Here is a 19,216-nt window from a genome sequence, read left to right on the forward strand (position 1 = left end):
TCCCTTTCCTGTGGGGGTCGCCGAGTGCGGACCACTTTTGACGCGCCGGTCCCAGGGTCAGGGCATGCGAGCCGCGCACGGACTGGTACTCGCCGCCCTCGTCGTCCTCGCGGGCTGTAGCGGCCTGCCGGGAACTGGAACCGACGCACCCGGGACCACTGTGACTGACACCGCGACCGACGACGGTGCCGCGGACCGGATCGCCGAACCCGACACCGACGGTAGCACAGCTGCCGAACCCGACGCCGGTGACTCGGCCGACCGTGCCGATCCCGCGACGGACCGGATCGGCTGGGAGGACGGCTACTGGGCCAACGAGTCGCTGTCTGTGACGAACGACGACGGGCTGAACGAGAGCGAACTCGACGCCGTCGTCGCCCGGTCGATGGCCCGCGTCGAGGTCATCCGGGATCGGGAGTTCCGCGAGTCGGTGCCCGTCGAGATCATCTCGCGGTCGGAGTTCCAGAGCGAGAGCACGCCCGACCTCACCTCCTCGCTCCGGACCTTCGACAACGCGAAGTTCGAGGCGATGTTCTTCGTCGGCGAGGACCGCTCGTCGATCGGGGTCCAGCGTGACAACCAGGGCGAGAACGTGCTGGGCTACTTCGACCCCCGCAACGACACGATCAAGCTGGTCGCCGACGGCGGCCAACCACAATTGAGCGCCGAGCGCACGCTGGGGCACGAACTCGTTCACGCGCTGCAGGACCAGTACCACAACCTCACCGCGATCACCGCCGGCACGCGCGACGAGAGCAACGCGCAGTCCTCGCTGATCGAGGGTGAGGCTCGGACGGTCGGGCTGGCCTATCAGGAGCGCTGTGGTGGCGAGTGGGACTGTCTCAGCGCGCCGAGTGACTCGCCGTCACTGTCGGAGATCCACGCCGGCATCTACATGCTGAACTTCTTCCCGTACAGCGACGGGCCCGGCCTGATCGCCCACCTCCGCGAGCGTGGCGGCTGGGACGCTGTCGAGGCCGCCTACGACGATCCACCGGAGAGCGCCGAGCAGATAATCTACCCCGAGAAGTACACGGACCCCCGCGACGCGCCCGAACAGGTCTCGCTGTCGGACGCCGCGACCGACGGCTGGACGCGGGTCCGACCCGAGCCGTCGGTTCCGGGGACCGAGCGTGCTGCCTACGGCCGAGTCGGGCAGTCCGGGCTGTCGGCGATGTTCGCGTACACCGTGTTCGACCGGTCCGGACCGGGGCTGGTGCCCCCGCGCTCGATATCGACCGGTGACCCGTCCGATCCGTACAACTACGACTACGCGATGACCGACGGGTGGGGGGGTGATCGACTCCACGTCTACGAGAACGCAGAGGCAGGCACGAACGAGACCGCCTACGTCTGGCGACTCGCCTGGGAATCGCCGACGGAAGCGAGCGAGTTCGCCGAGGGCTATCGGCAATTGCTCGGATACTGGGGAGCCAGTCCGGTAGACGGCCGCGAGAACGTCTGGACGATTCCCCAGAACGACACCTTCGGCGACGCCTTCCGGGTGACCCGTGACGGCGACACCGTGACGGTCGTGAACGCGCCGACAGTCGAGGACCTGGACGCGGTGCACGGCTCGTGAATCGGAGAATTGCCGCGCTAGCTCTGTTCGCGATGCTCGCCCTGGCGGGCTGTAGCGCCCCGATCGATGGCGACGGGCGGCCGGATCCGACCTTCGACCGACTCGGCTGGGAGAACGGTCACTGGTACGACGACCCCGTCTCCGTCACCGCCGAGGACGGGTTGAACGAGAGCGAACGCGAGGTCGTCGTCGCCCGCGCGATGGCCCGGATCGAACACCTGCGGGGCAAGGAGTTCCGCGAGTCGGTGCCCGTCGAGGTGATCTCACGGGCCGAGTACCGCGAGCGCTCCGGCGGTGGCGGTGGGCGGGATCGCTTCGGCGACCAGATCTACGAGGCGCTCCTGCTGGTCGGGGAGGATACCTCGACGGCCGACGATCGCGGGGCGGCGCTGGATAGCTCGGTACAGGGATTCTACTCGCCCCGGCGCGACGAGATCGTGCTGGTCAGCGACTCGGCCACCCCGACCGTCGACCGGGCGACGCTGGTCCACGAACTCGTTCACGCGCTGCAGGACCAGCAACTCTCGCTCGGCACCGCGACCGAGACGGGGGACGCCCGCCGCGCCCAGCTCGGCCTGATCGAGGGCGAAGCCAACGAACTCCAGGGGATGTACGCCGACCGCTGTGGCCGGGACTGGCGATGCATCGACCGCCCGAGTCGGCAGGGAAGCGGCGGCGGTGGCGGCACCACCGACCTCAACGTCGGACTCTTCCTGACGATCTACGCCCCCTACGCCACGGGACCGGAGTTCGTCGAGGCGATCCGGGACCGTGGCGGCTGGGCGGCCGTCGACGACCTCTACGAGCAGTTCCCGGCCAGTACGGAACAGGTGATCCACCCCGAGGCCTACCCCGACGAGTCCCCCGAATCGGTGACCGTCGCGGATCGGTCGACCGACGAGTGGCAGCGGTACGACCGGGATCCGCCCGGCGACACCGCCGGCGAGGCGGCGATCTACGCGATGCTGTGGGCCAACGGAGCCATCGACGTACGGGGATCGGCGGTCTACGACTACGAGAGCCGCTACTCCGCGGGCTGGGCGGGCGACCGGATCGTCCCGTACCGCAACGGTGATCGCGACGGGTACGTCTGGACGAGTCGGTGGGATACGGTCGCCGACGCCCGGGAGTTCGCCCAGATATACCGGCTGATCCTCGAATCGAAGGCGAGCCGACGACCCGGGCCGAACACCTACGTCCTGCCCGAGTCCGACGAGTTCGGCGACGCCTTCCGGGTGCGCAGGGACGGCCGGCGCGTCCGGATCGTCAACGGGCCGACCGTCGGCGCGCTGGAGCGGATCGGCGGGGAAGCGTAGGTTTTTCGTCCGGGCGACGGTATCGCAGTCCATGACCGCCTTCGACATCGTCCCGCCCGAGGCCATCGCCGGGGGCCGGGCGACCGACGCCTACTTCGACCGGACCGTCGAGTCGCTCGACCACGCCGGCCGCAATCCCCACGTCGTCGCCGAAGTCACCGCCGACCAGTTCCCCACCGGCGAGTTCGAAGTTCTCGCGGGACTGAAAGACGCCGCCCACCTGCTCTCGGGTCTCCCCGTCGACGTACACGCGCTCCCGGAAGGCCAGCTGTTCGACGGCGGGCCGGTCTGCCGGATCGAGGGCCCCTACCGGGACTTCGCCGTCTACGAGACCGCCCTGCTGGGATTCCTCTCACACGCCTCGGCGGTCGCGACGAGCGCCCTCCGGGCCAAACGGGCCGGGCCCGACTCGCAGGTGTTGAGTTTCGGGACCCGACACGTCCACCCCTCGATCGCGGCGATGATCGAGCGCAGCGCCCTGATCGGCGGGATGGACGGCATCTCGAACGTGGCCGGCGGCGAGGTGATCGATCGGGAGGCCGGCGGAACGATGCCCCACGCGCTGATGATCGCCTTCGGGAAGGGCAACCAGGAGGACGCGTGGCGGGCCTTCGACGAGGCGGTCCCGGCCGAGACGCCCCGCATCGCGCTCTGTGATACCTACAGCGACGAGGTCGACGAGGTGATCCGCGCGGCAGAGACGATCCCCGATCTCGACGGCGTGCGGATCGACACGACCGGCTCCCGGCGGGGCGACTTCCGCCACATCCTCCGGGAGATCCGCTGGGAACTCGACGCACGCGGGCACGACGACGTGGACATCTTCGCCAGCGGCGGGGTCACGCCCGAGGCCATCCGCGAACTCCGGGACGTGGCCGACGGCTTCGGCGTCGGCAGTTACGTCAGCAACGCCGACCCGATCGATTTCGCGCTGGACATCGTCGAGGTCGAGGGGGAACTCGCGGCCAAGCGGGGCAAACTCTCCGGCACGAAGCAGGTCTACCGGACGCCGGACGGCGGTCACCACGTCGGGCTGGCCGACCGCGAGGGACCGGCCGACGGCGAGCCCTTGCTGGAGCCAGTGCTCGAGGACGGCGATATCGTCCGCGAGTTCGACGTGGATGCGGCCGCAGAACGGGCGCTTTCTGACGCCGAACGGGTCGCGTTCGGCGCTCGGTAGCTTAGGTTAGAACGTCAGTTCCTGGATCGACCCCTCGGGCTCGCGCTCGCGGAAGACCCGGCCTTCGAACAGCGTGACCATGGTGTCCTCGTCCTCCCAGGCGTCGGGAGCGAGGCCGGAGGTCCGGCAGGCCCGATCGAGGTACTCGGCGGCGCTCCAGTCGTTCTCGATGGGGACGGTGGGGTAGAGCCAGCCGCCCTCGGCGCCGCGCTCGACGGCGACGCCGTGGCGGCCGAGGTCGAGGTCGGCCAGCGGGTCGTCGGTCAGGACGACGTTGCCGACGACACAGACCGAGACACAGAGCGAGGAGAGTTCGGCGGTGTCGACGCCCGAGCCACAGGAGTCCTCGCTGGCGGCGTCGATGGCCGCGTCGACGAGCGCCTCCCCGAGGTGGTCGTTCCAGTCGTAGGTGCCTGCACAGCCGCGCAGGCGGCCCCGACCGCGGGTGTTTTCGAGTCGAACGAACGCCCCGGTCCGCGTGTAGAAGGCGTCGCGCATGCTCCCGAGTTGTTCGCGTGTGCCGTTCTCCACGAACGACTCGACGGCGTTTCGTGCCAGTTCCACGGCTCGAACGCCGTCCGTTTGGGTGAGGTCGCCCGCTGCCTCTGACATTGGTCTAGGTATGGACACCGGCTCCTTGAATATTCCTACATTATCGTTACGGCGAAATCCCGTGGCGACGGGCGGTCCCGCCCGACCGAACGCCTTAATCCCGGGCGTCGTCTACGTCCCGGTGGCAGAGGGAGTCCGACCACCGTGCCCCAGTCCGTGCCCGCAGGGCACGCAAGGGGCATGAGGAAAGTCCCCCCACCGTCCGGGCAGGTGACCGGGCGCAAGCCCGGAGCGGGAGACCGCTGGCTCTGGAACAGAAACGAGACCCCTCCGCGCGAGCGATGAGGCCTGCGAATCCCGACCGTAAGGGAGGGAGAGTTAACCGGCCGAGCGTGTGGCTGCGAAGCAGCCACATACTGTGCGAACGGCGCAGCCGTGAGCCGGGCGGCGACGCAGTCGCCGCCGAACGCGTGCGCGGGCCTCGCCCACGCACGCTGACCGCGGAGAACGGATGGAACGGCGAACCCTCACCGGTGCAAGCCCGCGCCGTCAGGTAGCCCGGACACCGCCGGATTCGGCGACCTGGCGCGGGCGCGCAGCCGAATGTCGGACCGAACAGAAGGGGGCTTACTCCCCTCAGCCGCTCGACACCGCGAGCCACGGCTCCCGAATCGCCCACAATTGTCTTGACGGCCGCGGCCTACGACCCGATAGATGCAGCCCCGCGCCGTCGCCGTCGTCGCCGTGTTCGCCGCCGTCGTACTGGCCGGGTGTTCGCTGCCGGGCGAGACGCTCGGCACCGACACCGATCCGTGGTCCGAGACCGAGTTCGTGGTCGCCGTCGACGCCGGGCCGCGCGACTCCGAGGCCGCCTACACCGCCGACGTTCGGACAGCCGTCGAGTTCTGGGAGGACAACGCCGAGCAGTACCTCGGCCACCCCGTCGACTTCCGGGTGGCTCCGAACGCCTCCGATCCGGACGTGGTCGTCCGGGTCGTCTCGGAGGTGACCGACTGCGGGACCGAGGACCACGCGGCCGGCTGTGCGCCGCTGGCCGAGGACCTGCGCGAACAGCCCAAACCCGTCACGGTGCGGGTCAGACGCGGCTTCGACCGCGAGTCCACCCGACAGGTCCTCAAACACGAGTTCGGCCACATCCTCGGCCAGGGCCACGACGACAGGCCGGCCGAGATCATGGTCGCCCAGAGCACGCTCGCGACCGAACCCCGGCCGAACGCGACCGAGCGGCCAGTCCCCTGGAGCGATTCCAACCTGAGCGTCTACCTCGACGACGGCAACGTCTCGGCCGCCGACCGCGAGCAGGTCCGCGAGCAGGTCGGCCACGCCCTGACCTACTACGCCGACGGCGCAGCGGGGACGGTCCCGGAGAACGTGAGCTTCAGCCGGGTCGACGACCGCGAGGCCGCCGACGTGGTGATCACGTTCCCCGACCGGCTTCCCTGTCGCGGGACGGACCCGTCCCGTGGATCCTGCCGTCAGTTCACCGGGATCGACCCCGACGGCGACGGTGCGAGCGAGCGGTACACCCGCGCCGAGATCTACCTGACGGGGCTCGATCCCGACGCGGTCGGCTGGCACGTCGGCCGCTGGCTGGGCGACGCCTTCGGTGCCGACGAGGCGGCAGACCTCGCGCCGCCGTTCCGTGACGCGGACTACGAGGACCGCCGGAGCGACTGGTGGCGCTAGCTCGTCGACCGAGACTCAGACACTCGCGTCCCCGGCCTCGCTGTCGGTCTCCCAGGTCGAGTGGAACCGAACGCCGGAGACGACGATCCGCGCACCACCGTGGTCGCTCTCCTCGATGTCGACATCCCAATCGTAGGCGCGACAGAGCGTTCGGACCATCCCGAGGCCGAGCCCCTGCCGGTCTGCCCGGGTGCTGTACCCGAGTTCGAAGACCCGATCGCGGTTCTCGGGCGGGATACCGGGGCCGTCGTCCTCGACCGCGAACCCGTCGTCGGTCCTGGCGAGTCGGACCTGTACGTCCCGACCACCGTACCGAACTGCGTTCTCGAACAGCGCCGCGAACAGTTCCCGCAACTTCCCCGGATCGGCCGACACCGCCAGATCCGGGTCGACCCCGACCGCGAGGTCGGCCGACGGGGGTGCAGTACCCTCCCACGCGGCGGTCGCCGTCTCGACCAGCGACACCTGCGTCCGCTCGGACCGGCCCCACAGCCACAGCCCGAAGACGCCGAGCACGGCGAGGACGCCGCTGCCCAGCAGTGCGACCTGGAACACGGCGTCAGTGACCATCCCTTCCGAGTTCGGTGATCGTGCTGAAAAACCCCACACTCGAGTTTTTCCGTTCGATAGCCGGGGTCTCGAAAGAAGCGCTTCCGAGCTACGACCCGGACCCGTCTGGGCCAGTCACGGCTCCCTGCGCTCTCACGGGCTCCGCCCGTTCGAGTCGAGGTCGGAGACCTCGCGCTCCCCGCTCGTTTTTTGGAGGTTCTCCCGTTGGTCGAACCTCCCTACTCACGGCTCCCTACGGTCGCCGTCACCGGGCGGCGGAGCCGCCCGGTTGCCTGCGAGACCGTAGGTCTCGCTCCGTTCGTGTTCCCGTGGCTCTCCCTGCAGTCGAGCCACGCTACTCCCACCGAAACACACCGTCTTCCTGCACGACTTCGCCGTCCACTTCCAGCCGGGACCCCTCGTCCATCCGCCGGATCAGATCGACGTGGACCGCCGACTCGTTGCGCTCCTCGGCGCGGTCCTCGGGGAAGTTCGAGGCGTAGGCCCGCCCGAGCGCCATGTGGACGGTGCCGCCCATCTTCTCGTCGAAGAGGATGCGATCCGTCGGCCGGTGGATCCCTCGGTTCATCCCGATCCCGAGTTCGCCCAACCGCTTCGCGCCCGCGTCGGTCTCCAGCGTCTCGGCGATCGCTTCCTCGCCCTGCGCGGCCGCGTACTCGACGACCTCGCCGCCCTCGAAGGTCAGTTCCACGTCCCGGACTCGGCGGTCGGAGATGGTCATGGGCACGTCGAACACTACTTTGCCTTCGACGGAATCGACGACGGGTGCGGTGAACACCTCGCCGCTGGGCAGGTTGTGGGAGTCGTAGGCCACCGAGGCCGCGCTGTTGACCGCGATCCGGTTCTCGACGGACATGGTGAGGTCGGTCCCTTCACCGACGATCCGGACCTCGCTCCCGTCGTCGAGCAGGTCCTTCAGCTGGGCCATCTCTTCGGCCAGTGTCTCCCAGTCCCGGAGGACGGCGTCGTAGACGAACTCGCGGTACTCTTCGTAGGCCATGCCGGCCTGCTGAGCGAGCGAACGGGTGGGGTGCACAGTAGAAACCCAGTCGGTGTCGAGGCGGGCTTCGCGGATCCCCTCGCGGGCGCGGGCCGCGGCCTGCCGGCGGTCGCCGGGCACGTCCGCCAGCGCCGTGGTGTTCCGTCCGCCGCCCAGCGACAGGACGCTGTCGGCTCGTTCGTACATGGCAAGTTCGTACTCGGGGTCGGCGTCGAACTCGCCGTCGTGGCCGCGGAGGTACGCCCGCGATATCTCGTCGGAACTGTAGACGGTCAACAGGTTCGCGCCGCGTTCGCCCAGTTTCTCCGCGACGGCGACCGCGAGGTCGTGGGCCCCCTCGGACACCCGGAGGACCACGTCGTCGCCGGCCTCGATGCGAGCGCTCCAGTCCACCAGCGTCTCGGCGTGATCGTAGACGCGCTGATCCATACGCGGAGGGTCGCACGGCACGGGCAAAACGCCGGTGGTCGGTCCGCCGGGACCTGGCGAGCAAGCCGTGACAACGCTTTCGCCCGGGCCCGTGGAATCCGGGTCGGCATGGGCGACATCGACATCAACATCGGGATCGACGTGGATGCGGTCGCGGGCTGGCTCGGCTCCTACGGCGGCGAGGACTCCCGGGCCGACCTCTCACGCGGGCTCTCAGCCGGCTCCGAGGGCATCCCGCGGATGCTCCAGGTCTTCGAGAGCGAGGGGATCGACACCTCCTGGTTCGTGCCCGGGCACACGCTGGAGACCTTCCGCGAGGAGATCCAGGCGGTGGCCGACGCCGGCCACGAACTCGGGATCCACGGCTACTCACACGAGAACCCGACCGACCTGAGCCGCGAGCAGGAGGCGACGATCATCGAGGCCTCGATCGACCTGATCGAGGACGTCACCGGATCGCGGCCGGTGGGCCACCGCGCGAGCTGGTGGGAGTTCAGCGAACACACCGCCGACCTCCTCGCCGAGTTCGACTTCGAGTACGACTCGAGCCTGATGGAGGGCGAGTTCGAGCCCCGGCAGGTCAGGGCCGGCGACAGCTGGGAGAAGATCGACTACGAGCAGGCTCCGGAGAGCTGGATGGAACCGTACGAGTACGGCGAGGAACTGGACGTCGTCGAGATCCCGATCAGCTGGTACCGGGACGACATCCCGCCGATGCTGTTCATCAAACATCCCTACTACAACATGGGCTACGCCAGCCCGGCGATGATCCACGAGGAACTGTACCGCGCGCAGTTCGACTACCTCTACGACCGCCGCGGTGCCGGCGTCTACACCCTCACCATCCACCCCGACGTCCACGGCAAACCCCACATGATCCCCCATCTGGAGTCGTTCATTCAGTACGTGAAGGGCCACGACGGCGTCGCGTTCAGGACGCTCGCCGACATCGCCGAGACGTACCGCGAGGACCCGTCGGTGTACGAACCCGAAGGCGAGTACGTCTGACCGACAGTCTGGCCGTCACTCGTCTTCGAACAGCGTCGCGACATCGACGGACACCGCGGCCGAGAGCGCGACGAGGAGTTTCAGCCGCGCCTTCTCGGCAGGGAGGTGGCCCGCGAAGACGGCTCCGTGCTCGGCGAGTGTCTGCCCCCCACCCGACGCCCCGTACACCGGAGCGGTGGACCCGGCGCGACAGCGCGTGGTCACGACGACCGGGACGCCCCGCTCGACCGTCTCGCGGACCGCGTCGCCCAGCGGTGCCGTCGCGTTGCCCAGCCCGGTCCCCTCGAGGACGACCGCGTCCGCGCCGGCCTCTCGGGCGCACTCGAGCGCGGTCGCGTCGACGCCGATCCCGCTCGACACGATCGGGACCGACAGGTCCGGGTCGACGGCGGTCCCCGGGAACGGGTCGCTTCGGCTGCCGGGCTCGCGAACGAACCGGACGCCCTCGGGAGTGAACGACGCGACGTGGCCCGCGTCGGGCGAGGCGAACGCGTCCAGCCGCCGGGTGTGGACTTTCTGCACGTCGCGGGCGGCGTGGAGGCGCTCGTCGAAGGCGACGTAGACGCCGCCCACGTCGGCGAGTCGGTCGTGGACGGCGGCGCGGACGGCCGTCAGGAGATTCGAGGGACCGTCGGGGCTGGGTTCGTCAGGGCGACGCTGCGCGCCGGTGAACACCACCGGTACGTCGGCGGCGAACGTCAGGTCGAGGAGGTACGCCGACTCCGCCATGGTGTCGGTCCCGTGAGTGACGACGACGCCGTCGGACGAGTCGGCGGCGTCCGCGGCCGTCGTCCGGATCTCCGCGGCCGTCTCGAAGTCCAGTTCGTAGCTCGGGATCTGGGCGACCTGTTCGGTCCGCACGTCGGCGACCTCTGCCAGGCCCGGGACGGCCTCCAGCAGCGCGTCGGTCGACAGGGTCGGCGTCGCGCCGCCCCCCTCCGCCGTACTCGCGATGGTTCCGCCCGTCCCGAGGACAGTGACAGTCGGTGGCACGCGTAGTCGTTCGCCCGGGACGGAGTTAGTTCGTCGGGGCGGACGGTCGGAGTCCGACCAGTCAGACCTCGAACTCTTCGGCCAGCAGCCCGAACAGGAGGGTGTCGTGGTGCTGTCCTCGAACGTAGTCCTGCTCGCGGAGTCGCCCTTCCTGCTGGAAGCCCAGTTTGTCCAGAACTGCCATCGAGGCGTCGTTGTGCTCGAACACGCGGGCAACGACCTTGTGCAGCCCCCGATCGCCGAAGGCGTGGTCGAGACACAGCGCGGCGGCCTCGGTGGCGTACCCCTCGCCCTGTTCGTTGGGCGCGATCCAGCAGCCCAGTTCGGCGTGGTCCCGCCACGGGTCGACGTCGAAGAGGAAGACGAAGCCCACCGGTGTCTCCCCGTGGCACGCGAGGAACTGGACGGACTCGTCGTCGTCCTCGACGAAGTTGGCGAGGTCCTCCCGGGTGACCGGCGTCGGCGCGGGCGCGCCGTGACGGATCGCGGGGTCGTTACCGTGCTCCAGCAGGAAGTCGTAATCCTCGGGGGTGACCGTCCGCAGGTCGACGCGGTCGCCGCGGAGGAACGGTGCGCCGGGCATGGTGAACCGTTCGGACGAGTGATGGAAAAGCGTTCGTCACGCGACCGCGGTCGGTCACTCACTCCACCCGGGTGTTGACCGTCTCCGCGACGCGGTCGCCGGGGCGGCGCAGTTCCCCGCTCTCGACCTCGTAGACGTAACCCGTGATCGTAACGTCGTCGGGGATCAGTTCGGAGTTTTCGAGGTACTCGACCTGCGTCGCACAGGCCTCGTCGATGTCGTCGGTCATTTTCACCCATTCCTCGATCCCGGCGCCGCCGATTGTCAACTCCGGGAGGGCGGGATCGAGATCGACACCGCCGAGGGCGCCGGCCTTGGCCTGCAGGCCGGAGACGACGGCCTCGTCGCCCGCACTCATCATCCCACAGTCGGTGTGGTTGATCACGATTATCTCCTCGGTGTCGAAGAAGTTGGTCGTCAGCGCGGCCGACCGGATCACGTCGTCGGTGACCTTCCCACCGGCGTTGCGGAAGATCTGTGCGTCGCCGAGACTGAGCCCCAGTGCGTCCTCGACGGGGATGCGCTCGTCCATGCACGCGATCACCAGCAGGTTCTCGTCCGTGGGGATCCCCTCGCGTCGTCGTCTGGCCCAGTCCTCGCGTCGCTCGACCCGCTCGTCGACGGCCTCGTGAACCCGGTCGTGGTCGTGTTCGTACTCGTGGTCGTGGTGGGGCATGCCCGACTCCTTTCTACCCGAATCGTGGTAAGGAATAGCGTGCCGGAGATCGCGGCCGGTAGCTGTGACGCGGGCGGTGCGGTCGCCGCCAGCATCCGCGCTCGCTCCGCGAGCGCGGTTCGCCGGACGCGACCGAGGGGAGCGTCCGGATAGTTTTTATACTAAATTTTTGCGAGTAGTGCGGGACCGTAGGTCCCGCATACCATGCGAACGGGCGGCTTTGCCGCCCGTGAGCAGAGAGCGGTGGCGGCGAAGCCGCCACCCGACGAAGTAAAAATTTAGTCGTAGATCAGGATCGTCGCCAGGTCGGTCTCGACGACCTCGACCTCCTCACCGGACTCGGCGCGGTGTTCCTCGTGGATCTCGACGGCGTCGCCGGGGACGACGGCGACCTCGTCACCCAGATCCAGTTCGATCTCGCCGTCGAGCTGTTGCTGCTGTTTCACGTCTTCGGGGTCGGCCTGCTCCAGTGCGCCGACGATCTGGCCGGTCTGGTCGCCGAACTCCGGACCGATGACGCTGTGGTCGGGGTCGATCTCGACGGGGACGAGTTCGATGGCGGGCACGCCCTCCCGGACGTGGACGGGGGCGTTGACGGCCTCGCTGAGGTCGTAGGTGTCGACGGCGCGCTCTGGGGTCTCCTCGGGGTAGACCTCGATCTTGTCGAGGTCGGCGTTCAAGGCGATGCCGGCGTCGGACTTCCAGCCCCGGACCGTGGCGGCGACCTCGGCGATGAGTTCGCCGGCCATCTCGGCCTCCTCGTCGTGCATGTCGATGTCGGGCCAGTCGGCCGCGTGAACGCTGCCCTCGGTGTGGGGCAGGCCGTCGTAGGCCTCCTCGGTCAGGAACGGGGCGAAGGGCGAGAGCATCCGCAGGGAGGCAGAGAGCGCTGTCGCGAGCGCTTGCTTCGCGGCGTTTGCCTCGCCGGGGCGGCCCTCGTAGAGCCGACCCTTGATGAGTTCGAGGTAGTCGTCGGCCAGATCGTGCCAGACGAACTCACGGAGTTCCCGCAGGGCGGCGTCGAAGCGGTACTCGTCCATGTGGGCGGCCACGCTGTCGGCGACCTCGGAAGTGCGCGAGAGGATCCACTTGTCGGCGTCGCGGTAGGCCGGATCGGGGCGTTCGAGGTCGTCCTCGCTCAGGTGGCCCGACGCGAACTTCGTGATGTTCCAGATCTTGGTGCCGAACTTCGAGGCCGATTTGACCTCCTTCCACTGGAACTGGATGTCGCTGCCGGGTTGCCCACCGAGGGCCATCGCCTGTCGGAAGGCGTCGGCGGAGTACTCTTCGACGGCCTCCTCCGGCTGGACGAAGTTGCCGCGGGACTTGGACATCTTGTTGCCGTCCTCGCCGAAGACCATCCCGTTGATGAGGGCCTCCTCCCACGGGATCTCGTCCTCGATGGCGTCGGTCCGGAGGATGGTGTAGAACGCCCACGTGCGGATGATGTCGTGGCCCTGCTCGCGCAGGCTCGTGGGCTCGAACTCCTCGTCAGGCCAGCCGCGGACGTACAGCGGCGTGATCGAGGAGTCCATCCACGTGTCCATCACGTCGGTCTCGCCGGTCCACTCCGTGCCGCCACACTCGGGACACGCCTCGATGGCTGGTCCCTCGTCGGTGGGTTCGACGGGAAGTTCGTCGGGGCCGGCGACGTGGATGTGGTCGCAGTCCTCGGTGTCACAGAACCAGGCGGGGATCGGGGTCGCGAACACGCGCTGGCGGGAGATGACCCAGTCCCACTCCATCCCCTCGGTCCAGTCCTCCAGCCGGTCGTACATGTGGTCGGGGATCCAGTCGACCTGCTGGGCGCGGTCGAGGATGGCGTCCTGATCGACCTCGACGAACCACTGCTCCTTCGAGAGGATCTCGATGGGCGTGTCACACCGCCAGCACTGCCCGACGGCCTGCTCGGTGGGTTCGGTGTCGTTCAGGTACCCTTCGGCGTCGAGGTCGTCGGCGATTTCTTCCTTCGCCTCGTCGATCTCCAGTCCGGCGTACTCGCCGGCGTCGTCGTTGAGCCGGCCGTCCTCGGTGAAGACCATCCGCAGGTCGAGGTCGTGTTCGGCCCACCAGGTCACGTCCTGTTTGTCCCCGAAGGTACAGATCATCACCGCGCCGGTCCCGAAGTCGGGGTCCGATTCCTCGTCGGCGATGAGTTCGACCTCGTGGCCGAACAGGGGGACCTCGAAGCGGTCGCCGATGCGGTCCTCGTAGCGCTCGTCGTCGGGGTGAACGGCCATCGAGACACAGGCCGCGAGCAGTTCGGGGCGGGTCGTGGCGATCTCGATGTCGTCGGTGTCCTCGTCGGCCCCCTCGAAGGTGACGTAGTATAGCTGGCCGTCGACGCCCTCCTCGGTCTCGACCTCCGCGTCGGCGATGGCGGTCTCACACCGGGGACACCAGTTGACGGGGTGTTCGTCCCGGTAGACGAGGTCGTCGTCCGCCATCTCGACGAAGGACCGCTGGGTGGTGCCCCAGTACTCGGGGTCCATGGTCCGGAACTCGTGGGTCCAGTCCTGAGAGAAGCCGAGCGTGTGCATCGTCTCTTTCATCGCGTCGATCTGGTCCTCGGTGTGCTCGATGCACATCTGGCGGAACTCGTCGCGGGGCACGTCCGTCCGGTGGATCCCCTGGTTCTCCTCGACTTTCACCTCGGTCGGGAGGCCGTGGCAGTCCCACCCCTGCGGGAAGAGCACGTCGTCGCCCACCAGTCGATGGTAGCGGGCGGCGAAGTCCATGTAACACCAGCCCAGCGCGTTCCCGATGTGGAGGTTGCCGGTCGGGTACGGCGGGGGTGTGTCGACGACGTAGTCCGTATCGCTCCCCCCTTCGTACTCGTAGACGTCCATCTCCTGCCACTCGTCGCGCCACTTCGGCTCCACCTGGTCCGGGTCGTAGTTGTCGGGTAACTCACTCATAGTTGAGAATGCGCTGATGGGTCGGTAGCCTCGTACAGAATACGTGTGACTGCTGTCCTCGCTAACGTACTACCGACGACATCAGGCCCATACCTCCCGGTTGTTCCGGTCGACTGTATAACTTTTCGGTCCTGCGCGCCCGGTCACTGCACGCGAACCACAACCCATACCTCACCAGCGGGGAGAGCAGGGGTATGGAACTCGGCGTCATCGGACTCGGACGGATGGGCCGGATCGTCGTCGACCGCGTCCTCGACGCGGGCCACGACGTGACTGCCTTCGACATCGACGAGGAAGCCGTCGCGGACGTGGCCGACGCGGGCGCGACCCCCGCGGAGTCGATTCCCGACCTCGCGGAGCAGCTTGGCTCGGACAAGCGCATCTGGCTGATGGTCCCTGCGGGCGATCCGGTCGATGCCGCGCTGGAGGAACTCGCACCCCACCTCGACGGCGACGACGTGGTCGTCGACGGCGGCAACTCCCACTTCGAGGACTCGGTGCGCCGGGCGGAGGCGACCGACGCGGCCTACCTCGACTGTGGCACCTCGGGCGGCCCCGCGGGCGCGGAACTCGGCTTCTCCCTGATGGTCGGCGGTCCCGAGTGGGCCTACGAGGAACTCGTACCGGTCTTCGACGCGGTAGCGACAGGACCGGACGGTCACGACCGGATGGGCCCTGCGGGATCGGGCCACTACGTCAAGATGGTCCACAACGGCGTGGAGTACGCGCTGATGCAGGCCTACGGCGAGGGGTTCGAGCTGCTGGCCGACGGGCGGTACGACCTCGATCTGGAGGCCGTCGCGCGCACGTGGAACAACGGCGCGGTGATCCGCTCGTGGTTGCTGGAACTCTGCGAGGAGGCGTTCCGCGAGGAGGGCAGCGACCTCGGGACGGTCGCGGACCACGTCGCGGGCGGGTCGACTGGCACGTGGACCGTACAGGAGGCACTGGAACAGGAGGTGTCGGTGCCGCTGATCTATCAGGCACTCGCCGAGCGGTTCGACTCGCGCGCGACCGGCGATGGGACGGGACGGTTCTCGCGGCGCCTGGCCAACCGGCTGCGGTACGGCTTCGGCCGGCACGAGGTCGCGCGGCGCGAGGAGTAGCGAACTGTACCGTGAGCGCGTCGGACGCGCTCACGGGCCGAGCCCCGACCATTGGGAGGGGCGCAGGCTTTTGGTCCAGCTTTTGCGAGTGAGCGGTGCGAGATACGAACGGAGTGAGTATCTCGATGGCGAGCGGCGAAGCCGTGAGCCGCGCGAGCGAACGTGGCAAAAGGTGGTCGGGCTTCGGCCGGCACGAGATCGCGCGGCGGGAGGAGTAATCGACCGACGCGGGTGGATCGAGCCCGGGACTTCGGCCGACTCGGAGTCCGTCACTTAGATAAACCCGTATTCCGTAGCCCGCGGTATGGTAGATGCAGGAATCCTGACCGGGGCGTTTCTGACGCTCGTGGCGGTCGCCCTTCACTACTCGAAGGGGACTGGCTGGGAGGCCAACGAGGATATCTCCCAGGAGGTCCTGGAAAAACGGGCCGAGACAGTCCCCGAGACGGAGTTCCCGGAGCCGATGAACCGCTCGATCGGTGGCGGCGGCGTCGCCGCGGGTGCGGTCGCCGGCGGATCCGAGGGTGAACTCGCCGAAGGTGGCGAGGAAGAAGACGAGGGCTTCGACCCCGACGCGATCGCCGACGACGAGGTCGAGACCTACGAGATCGAGTTCGCCAAGGAGGGCGAGACCATCGAGATCGCGAACAACGAGAACATCCTCGACGTGGGCGAGGACCAGGGCTGGGACCTGCCCTACGCCTGTCGCGAGGGCTCGTGTCTCTCCTGTGCCGGCCACATCGAAGAAGGTCCGGCCGAGGAGTACATCCAGCACAGCAACAACGATACGCTCAACGAAGAGGAGATGGACAACGGCTACTGTCTGACCTGTACGGCCTACCCGACGGATTCGTTCACGCTCGAAACTGGCGAGCAGCCCTGATCTCCTGCGGTTCATAACCGTTATACCGGCGCCTCCTGTAGCAGTGTTCGAGGGCGGCTAGTTCAGCGGACAGAACGCCTGGTTCCGGACCAGATGGTCGGGGGTTCAAATCCCTCGCCGCCCGCTATTCTGCGAGGAACGGACGTGACGAGCGAATAGCGCTGCGGCGTGGATTTGAAGTAGACCACGAGGGAGCGAAGCGATCGAAGTGGGCGTGGTTCAAATCCCTCGCCGCCCGTTGCTGTCGCGAACAATTCGTGAGCGACAGCAATCGGTACGGGGGATTTGAATGAGGCCGAGGTTCTGCGCGGAGCGCAGGTTCTCGGACGTGGTTCAAATCCCTCGCCGCCCGTATTCTGTCGTTCGCAAACCGCGAGCTACGAATTCGGCACGTGAATTTGAAGTCGACCACGACCTGCGAGAGCAAGGGGCGTCTCGAATCGCTCGGGAAGCTCGCTCGCGGAGGGCTCTCTACTCGTGCCGTCCGAAGAGGCGGAACTTCTCTCGGTAGCGAACGCTGTCCGGGAGCGCCCAGAGCGGGACTGCCCGGATCGATCGCGTGAACACGTCGAACAGGCGCTTCCGGGTCGGGGTCATGGTGAGGCCGAACTGTTCGAACTCTTCGCGGGCGCCCGCGGGCATCGAGCCGGCACCGAGCACTCTCGCGACCGGGGCCAGCGGTCCGAGCTGGTCGAAGAGTGTCTCGACGACGTCCTCGCCCGCCTCGCCGATGGCGAGGTCGGTTTCGATGGCGCGCTCGTAGTAGTCGTAGAAGTCCGCGAGCGTCTCGGGGTAGGCCTCGGCGGGGACGCCCATCAACCGGCCGAAGATCTGACTCTGTTCGTAGTAGCGTTCCCGTTCCGCGTCGGTCAGGTCGTCGACGTAGGTCTCGTAGCCGACGAGCGACTGGTCGATGAGGGTCGCGTGGACCCACAGCATCAGGTCCGGCCGCTCGGCGTAGTAGCCGTCGCCGGCCTCGAACCGGCCGGCGTCGCCGGGCAGTTCGCCCACGACGGACTCGTGCATCCGGCGGACGATCATCGCGGCCTCGACGGCGGTCTCGACGTCGCCGAACACGATGGTGTCGACGATGTCGAAGGTCCGCTCGAACCGGCCCATCAGGTCTTCGTCGAAGTCGCTGTGCTCGATGCCCGCGGCCGAGACCATCGGATGGCCGACCTGCAGGAGGACGGAGGACACACCGACCAGAAAGAGCGCGTTCTCCCGGTTGACACGCCACATCACCGAGCAGGGGCCGAAAAATCCCGTCGCCGGATCGTCGACGTCGGCGACGAGATCAGCGATGTCATCGGGCATCTCGTCGGCGTCGACCTCGATGCCGAAGTCGGCGAGCGGGTCGCTCGTGGGGCCGCGCGGGTGCGGGATTGCCATGTGGTACCGTACATCGAATCGGCGCCGGCACACTTAACCTTGGTGTCACGCGGCACGGGGCGGAATTATCCGCCATGCCGTCGGTGTGATCGGTTCGCGGGCGCGCGGTGTCGTCCATTGCCTGTCCGATCCCCCCATCCAAACATTCATAATTACGTAAAACACTCGTACCAAGCAAACCGGGGGAACGACGATGCAAGGAAACATCTACAGCGAGAGCCGGACGAACGGGGGCGTCACGTGTGGGAAGCGACGGGGTGAGGTGGATGGTTAACAATATCATCGCCCGCGTACTGCTAGACGTGGCCATCGTGGCGCTGATTCTGGCGTCACTCGTGGAGGTGATCGTCGACGTGCGGGGGATGGACACGCCGGAGTTCCTCCCGTCGGTACTGGCGGGGCTGTCGCCGTCGGAGCCGGCGACCGCGCTCGGCGTCGGCGGGATCGCCCTGCTCGTTCTCGGAATCGTCGTCGAGATGGCGCTCGTCGGGCCGCTTCCCGGCGGGCGGTTCCTGGTCGGGACGATCGCGATTCTCGGATTCTTGCTCACCGGCGGGTTCCTCATCGGTGGGGAGGACGACGGCAGCGGTTACAGCGGCTGAGCCGTTGACCCGGAGCGGCACGGTTTTGCCGGTCGAGACGCCAGTCCGCGTATGGATTCTATCGACGACGTCGAGGCGTTCCGGACGGCGCTGACGGAGCTGCTCGCGGCCGCCGAGGAGGGGGACGTCTCCTCGGACGCCGTGGTCGGGCTGTTGACCGCACAGCTGGCGGGGATGCGCGGTGACGTGCGGCTCCCGCTGTCGATGCCACCCGAGCGGGCCCGGGAGTTCACCGACGAGGCGAGCGAGCACGTCGGCGAACGGATGGAGGTCGACCTGCTGGTCTCCGAGGACGTGATCCGGGATCTGGAACTGCAGTTGCAGGTCTTCGAGCGCCGCGGCGACTAATCCTCGGTTTCGAGGTCGAACTCCCAGGCGTCGTACCCGCCCGCGAGGCTGGCGACGGTGGCGTCGTCGTCGATGCCTTCGTAGGATTCGAGCAACCGACCGGCCTGGACGGAGCTGATCCCCTCCTGACAGACCAGGACGACCTCCTCGCCCCAGTCGATCTCGTCGATCCGGCCCGCCAACTGCCCGTAGGGGACGTTCGTCGCACCGGGGATGTGACCGGCGGTGTACTGTCGGGGCGAACGGGTGTCGACGACCTGTACGTCCGCGCCGTCTTCGAGTTTCGTCTGTAGCTCAGACGGGGCAAGCTCCTCGACCATCGGTCCCCCGTAGCCACGGCGCAGGCTAAAGCCCATCGTCCCGATTCGGTA

Annotated in this window: 18 protein-coding genes, 1 tRNA gene and 1 other RNA gene; 11 read left to right on the top strand and 9 right to left on the bottom strand. The window is 68.0% G+C overall.

The genetic code is table 11. The features are described 5' to 3' along the window. Positions 1 to 64: 64 nt before the first annotated feature. From BV210_RS10530 to BV210_RS10540, 3 genes are read left to right on the top strand one after another with little or no spacing between them, the layout of a single operon-like run. Positions 65 to 1,582, top strand: coding sequence for an Hvo_1808 family surface protein (locus BV210_RS10530; protein WP_077206625.1), 1,518 nt, complete (start codon positions 65 to 67; stop codon positions 1,580 to 1,582). 32 nt (positions 1,583 to 1,614) lie between these two features. Then, positions 1,615 to 2,898: an Hvo_1808 family surface protein gene (locus BV210_RS10535; protein ID WP_077206626.1), complete on the top strand. Its 1,284-nt coding sequence runs from the start codon at positions 1,615 to 1,617 to the stop codon at positions 2,896 to 2,898. 31 nt (positions 2,899 to 2,929) lie between these two features. Beyond that, positions 2,930 to 4,078, top strand: a complete 1,149-nt coding sequence (locus BV210_RS10540; protein WP_077206627.1) for a nicotinate phosphoribosyltransferase — start codon at positions 2,930 to 2,932, stop codon at positions 4,076 to 4,078. A gap of 6 nt (positions 4,079 to 4,084) precedes the next feature. Here BV210_RS10540 and BV210_RS10545 read toward each other — a convergent pair whose 3' ends face one another. Further along, positions 4,085 to 4,690: a TIGR00296 family protein gene (locus BV210_RS10545; protein ID WP_077206628.1), complete on the bottom strand. Its 606-nt coding sequence runs from the start codon at positions 4,688 to 4,690 to the stop codon at positions 4,085 to 4,087. A gap of 123 nt (positions 4,691 to 4,813) precedes the next feature. Here BV210_RS10545 and rnpB point away from each other — a divergent pair. Both rnpB and BV210_RS10555 read left to right on the top strand, forming a co-directional pair. Then, positions 4,814 to 5,272: RNase P RNA component (gene rnpB / locus BV210_RS10550), an RNA gene on the top strand. Positions 5,273 to 5,344: 72 nt separating this feature from the next. Continuing rightward, positions 5,345 to 6,337 carry a hypothetical protein gene (locus BV210_RS10555; protein ID WP_077206629.1) on the top strand — a complete coding sequence of 331 codons (993 nt, stop codon included), beginning with the start codon at positions 5,345 to 5,347 and terminating at the stop codon, positions 6,335 to 6,337. Positions 6,338 to 6,352: 15 nt separating this feature from the next. Here the strand turns inward: BV210_RS10555 and BV210_RS10560 are convergent, their stop codons facing one another. Together BV210_RS10560 and BV210_RS10565 are read right to left on the bottom strand one after the other, a co-directional pair. Continuing rightward, a complete protein-coding gene (locus BV210_RS10560) occupies positions 6,353 to 6,907 on the bottom strand; it encodes a HAMP domain-containing sensor histidine kinase (RefSeq protein ID WP_077206630.1) in 555 nt (184 codons plus the stop codon). Between the two features lie 334 nt (positions 6,908 to 7,241). Further along, positions 7,242 to 8,336, bottom strand: a complete 1,095-nt coding sequence (locus BV210_RS10565; protein ID WP_077206631.1) for an aminopeptidase — start codon at positions 8,334 to 8,336, stop codon at positions 7,242 to 7,244. Between the two features lie 108 nt (positions 8,337 to 8,444). Here BV210_RS10565 and BV210_RS10570 point away from each other — a divergent pair, with 108 nt between their 5' ends. Then, positions 8,445 to 9,344, top strand: coding sequence for a polysaccharide deacetylase (locus BV210_RS10570; RefSeq protein ID WP_077206632.1), 900 nt, complete (start codon positions 8,445 to 8,447; stop codon positions 9,342 to 9,344). 15 nt (positions 9,345 to 9,359) lie between these two features. Here BV210_RS10570 and BV210_RS10575 read toward each other — a convergent pair whose 3' ends face one another. The 4 genes from BV210_RS10575 to BV210_RS10590 form a co-directional block, all read right to left on the bottom strand. Continuing rightward, positions 9,360 to 10,337, bottom strand: a complete 978-nt coding sequence (locus tag BV210_RS10575; RefSeq protein WP_077206633.1) for an asparaginase — start codon at positions 10,335 to 10,337, stop codon at positions 9,360 to 9,362. A gap of 61 nt (positions 10,338 to 10,398) precedes the next feature. Continuing rightward, positions 10,399 to 10,920 (bottom strand): GNAT family N-acetyltransferase, encoded by a 522-nt coding sequence (locus tag BV210_RS10580; protein ID WP_077206634.1) that lies wholly within the window; start codon positions 10,918 to 10,920, stop codon positions 10,399 to 10,401. 58 nt (positions 10,921 to 10,978) lie between these two features. Further along, positions 10,979 to 11,596: a carbonic anhydrase gene (locus tag BV210_RS10585; protein WP_077206635.1), complete on the bottom strand. Its 618-nt coding sequence runs from the start codon at positions 11,594 to 11,596 to the stop codon at positions 10,979 to 10,981. Between the two features lie 278 nt (positions 11,597 to 11,874). Next, positions 11,875 to 14,514, bottom strand: a complete 2,640-nt coding sequence (locus tag BV210_RS10590; protein ID WP_077206636.1) for a valine--tRNA ligase — start codon at positions 14,512 to 14,514, stop codon at positions 11,875 to 11,877. Positions 14,515 to 14,708: 194 nt separating this feature from the next. Between BV210_RS10590 and BV210_RS10595 the strand changes: the two genes are divergently transcribed. The 3 genes from BV210_RS10595 (at position 14,709) to BV210_RS10605 (ending at position 16,627) form a co-directional block, all read left to right on the top strand. Continuing rightward, a complete protein-coding gene (locus tag BV210_RS10595) occupies positions 14,709 to 15,620 on the top strand; it encodes a decarboxylating 6-phosphogluconate dehydrogenase (RefSeq protein WP_077206637.1) in 912 nt (303 codons plus the stop codon). A 304-nt stretch (positions 15,621 to 15,924) separates the two neighbouring features. Next, positions 15,925 to 16,503 (top strand): 2Fe-2S iron-sulfur cluster-binding protein, encoded by a 579-nt coding sequence (locus BV210_RS10600; RefSeq protein WP_077206638.1) that lies wholly within the window; start codon positions 15,925 to 15,927, stop codon positions 16,501 to 16,503. A 51-nt stretch (positions 16,504 to 16,554) separates the two neighbouring features. Then, positions 16,555 to 16,627, top strand: a tRNA-Arg gene (locus tag BV210_RS10605). 347 nt (positions 16,628 to 16,974) lie between these two features. On the opposite strand, the gene BV210_RS10610 is transcribed toward BV210_RS10605, so the two are convergent. Then, positions 16,975 to 17,895, bottom strand: a complete 921-nt coding sequence (locus tag BV210_RS10610) for an oxygenase MpaB family protein (protein ID WP_077206639.1) — start codon at positions 17,893 to 17,895, stop codon at positions 16,975 to 16,977. A 266-nt stretch (positions 17,896 to 18,161) separates the two neighbouring features. On the opposite strand from BV210_RS10610, the gene BV210_RS10615 reads away from it, so the two are divergent. Next, positions 18,162 to 18,497 (top strand): hypothetical protein, encoded by a 336-nt coding sequence (locus BV210_RS10615; RefSeq protein ID WP_157525965.1) that lies wholly within the window; start codon positions 18,162 to 18,164, stop codon positions 18,495 to 18,497. Positions 18,498 to 18,548: 51 nt separating this feature from the next. Continuing rightward, positions 18,549 to 18,845, top strand: a complete 297-nt coding sequence (locus BV210_RS10620; protein WP_077206641.1) for a hypothetical protein — start codon at positions 18,549 to 18,551, stop codon at positions 18,843 to 18,845. Here the strand turns inward: BV210_RS10620 and BV210_RS10625 are convergent. After that, a complete protein-coding gene (locus tag BV210_RS10625; protein ID WP_077206642.1) occupies positions 18,842 to 19,165 on the bottom strand; it encodes a rhodanese-like domain-containing protein in 324 nt (107 codons plus the stop codon). The two genes, BV210_RS10620 and BV210_RS10625, sit on opposite strands and share 4 nt — an antisense overlap. Between the last annotated feature and the right edge of the window lie 51 nt (positions 19,166 to 19,216).

This window comes from Halorientalis sp. IM1011, assembly GCF_001989615.1.
In the GTDB taxonomy this organism is placed as follows: Archaea; Halobacteriota; Halobacteria; order Halobacteriales; family Haloarculaceae; genus Halorientalis.

Coding starts and splice junctions, on each gene's coding strand:
- BV210_RS10580 (WP_077206634.1), bottom strand. CDS start 10,920: ATGCCCGGCGCACCGTTCCTCCGCGGCGACCGCGTCGACCTGCGGACG.
- BV210_RS10620 (WP_077206641.1), top strand. CDS start 18,549: ATGGATTCTATCGACGACGTCGAGGCGTTCCGGACGGCGCTGACGGAG.
- BV210_RS10610 (WP_077206639.1), bottom strand. CDS start 17,895: ATGGCAATCCCGCACCCGCGCGGCCCCACGAGCGACCCGCTCGCCGAC.
- BV210_RS10570 (WP_077206632.1), top strand. CDS start 8,445: ATGGGCGACATCGACATCAACATCGGGATCGACGTGGATGCGGTCGCG.
- BV210_RS10595 (WP_077206637.1), top strand. CDS start 14,709: ATGGAACTCGGCGTCATCGGACTCGGACGGATGGGCCGGATCGTCGTC.
- BV210_RS10545 (WP_077206628.1), bottom strand. CDS start 4,690: ATGTCAGAGGCAGCGGGCGACCTCACCCAAACGGACGGCGTTCGAGCC.
- BV210_RS10600 (WP_077206638.1), top strand. CDS start 15,925: ATGGTAGATGCAGGAATCCTGACCGGGGCGTTTCTGACGCTCGTGGCG.
- BV210_RS10560 (WP_077206630.1), bottom strand. CDS start 6,907: ATGGTCACTGACGCCGTGTTCCAGGTCGCACTGCTGGGCAGCGGCGTC.
- BV210_RS10590 (WP_077206636.1), bottom strand. CDS start 14,514: ATGAGTGAGTTACCCGACAACTACGACCCGGACCAGGTGGAGCCGAAG.
- BV210_RS10535 (WP_077206626.1), top strand. CDS start 1,615: ATGCTCGCCCTGGCGGGCTGTAGCGCCCCGATCGATGGCGACGGGCGG.
- BV210_RS10565 (WP_077206631.1), bottom strand. CDS start 8,336: ATGGATCAGCGCGTCTACGATCACGCCGAGACGCTGGTGGACTGGAGC.
- BV210_RS10615 (WP_157525965.1), top strand. CDS start 18,162: ATGGTTAACAATATCATCGCCCGCGTACTGCTAGACGTGGCCATCGTG.
- BV210_RS10530 (WP_077206625.1), top strand. CDS start 65: ATGCGAGCCGCGCACGGACTGGTACTCGCCGCCCTCGTCGTCCTCGCG.
- BV210_RS10625 (WP_077206642.1), bottom strand. CDS start 19,165: ATGGTCGAGGAGCTTGCCCCGTCTGAGCTACAGACGAAACTCGAAGAC.
- BV210_RS10555 (WP_077206629.1), top strand. CDS start 5,345: ATGCAGCCCCGCGCCGTCGCCGTCGTCGCCGTGTTCGCCGCCGTCGTA.
- BV210_RS10585 (WP_077206635.1), bottom strand. CDS start 11,596: ATGCCCCACCACGACCACGAGTACGAACACGACCACGACCGGGTTCAC.
- BV210_RS10540 (WP_077206627.1), top strand. CDS start 2,930: ATGACCGCCTTCGACATCGTCCCGCCCGAGGCCATCGCCGGGGGCCGG.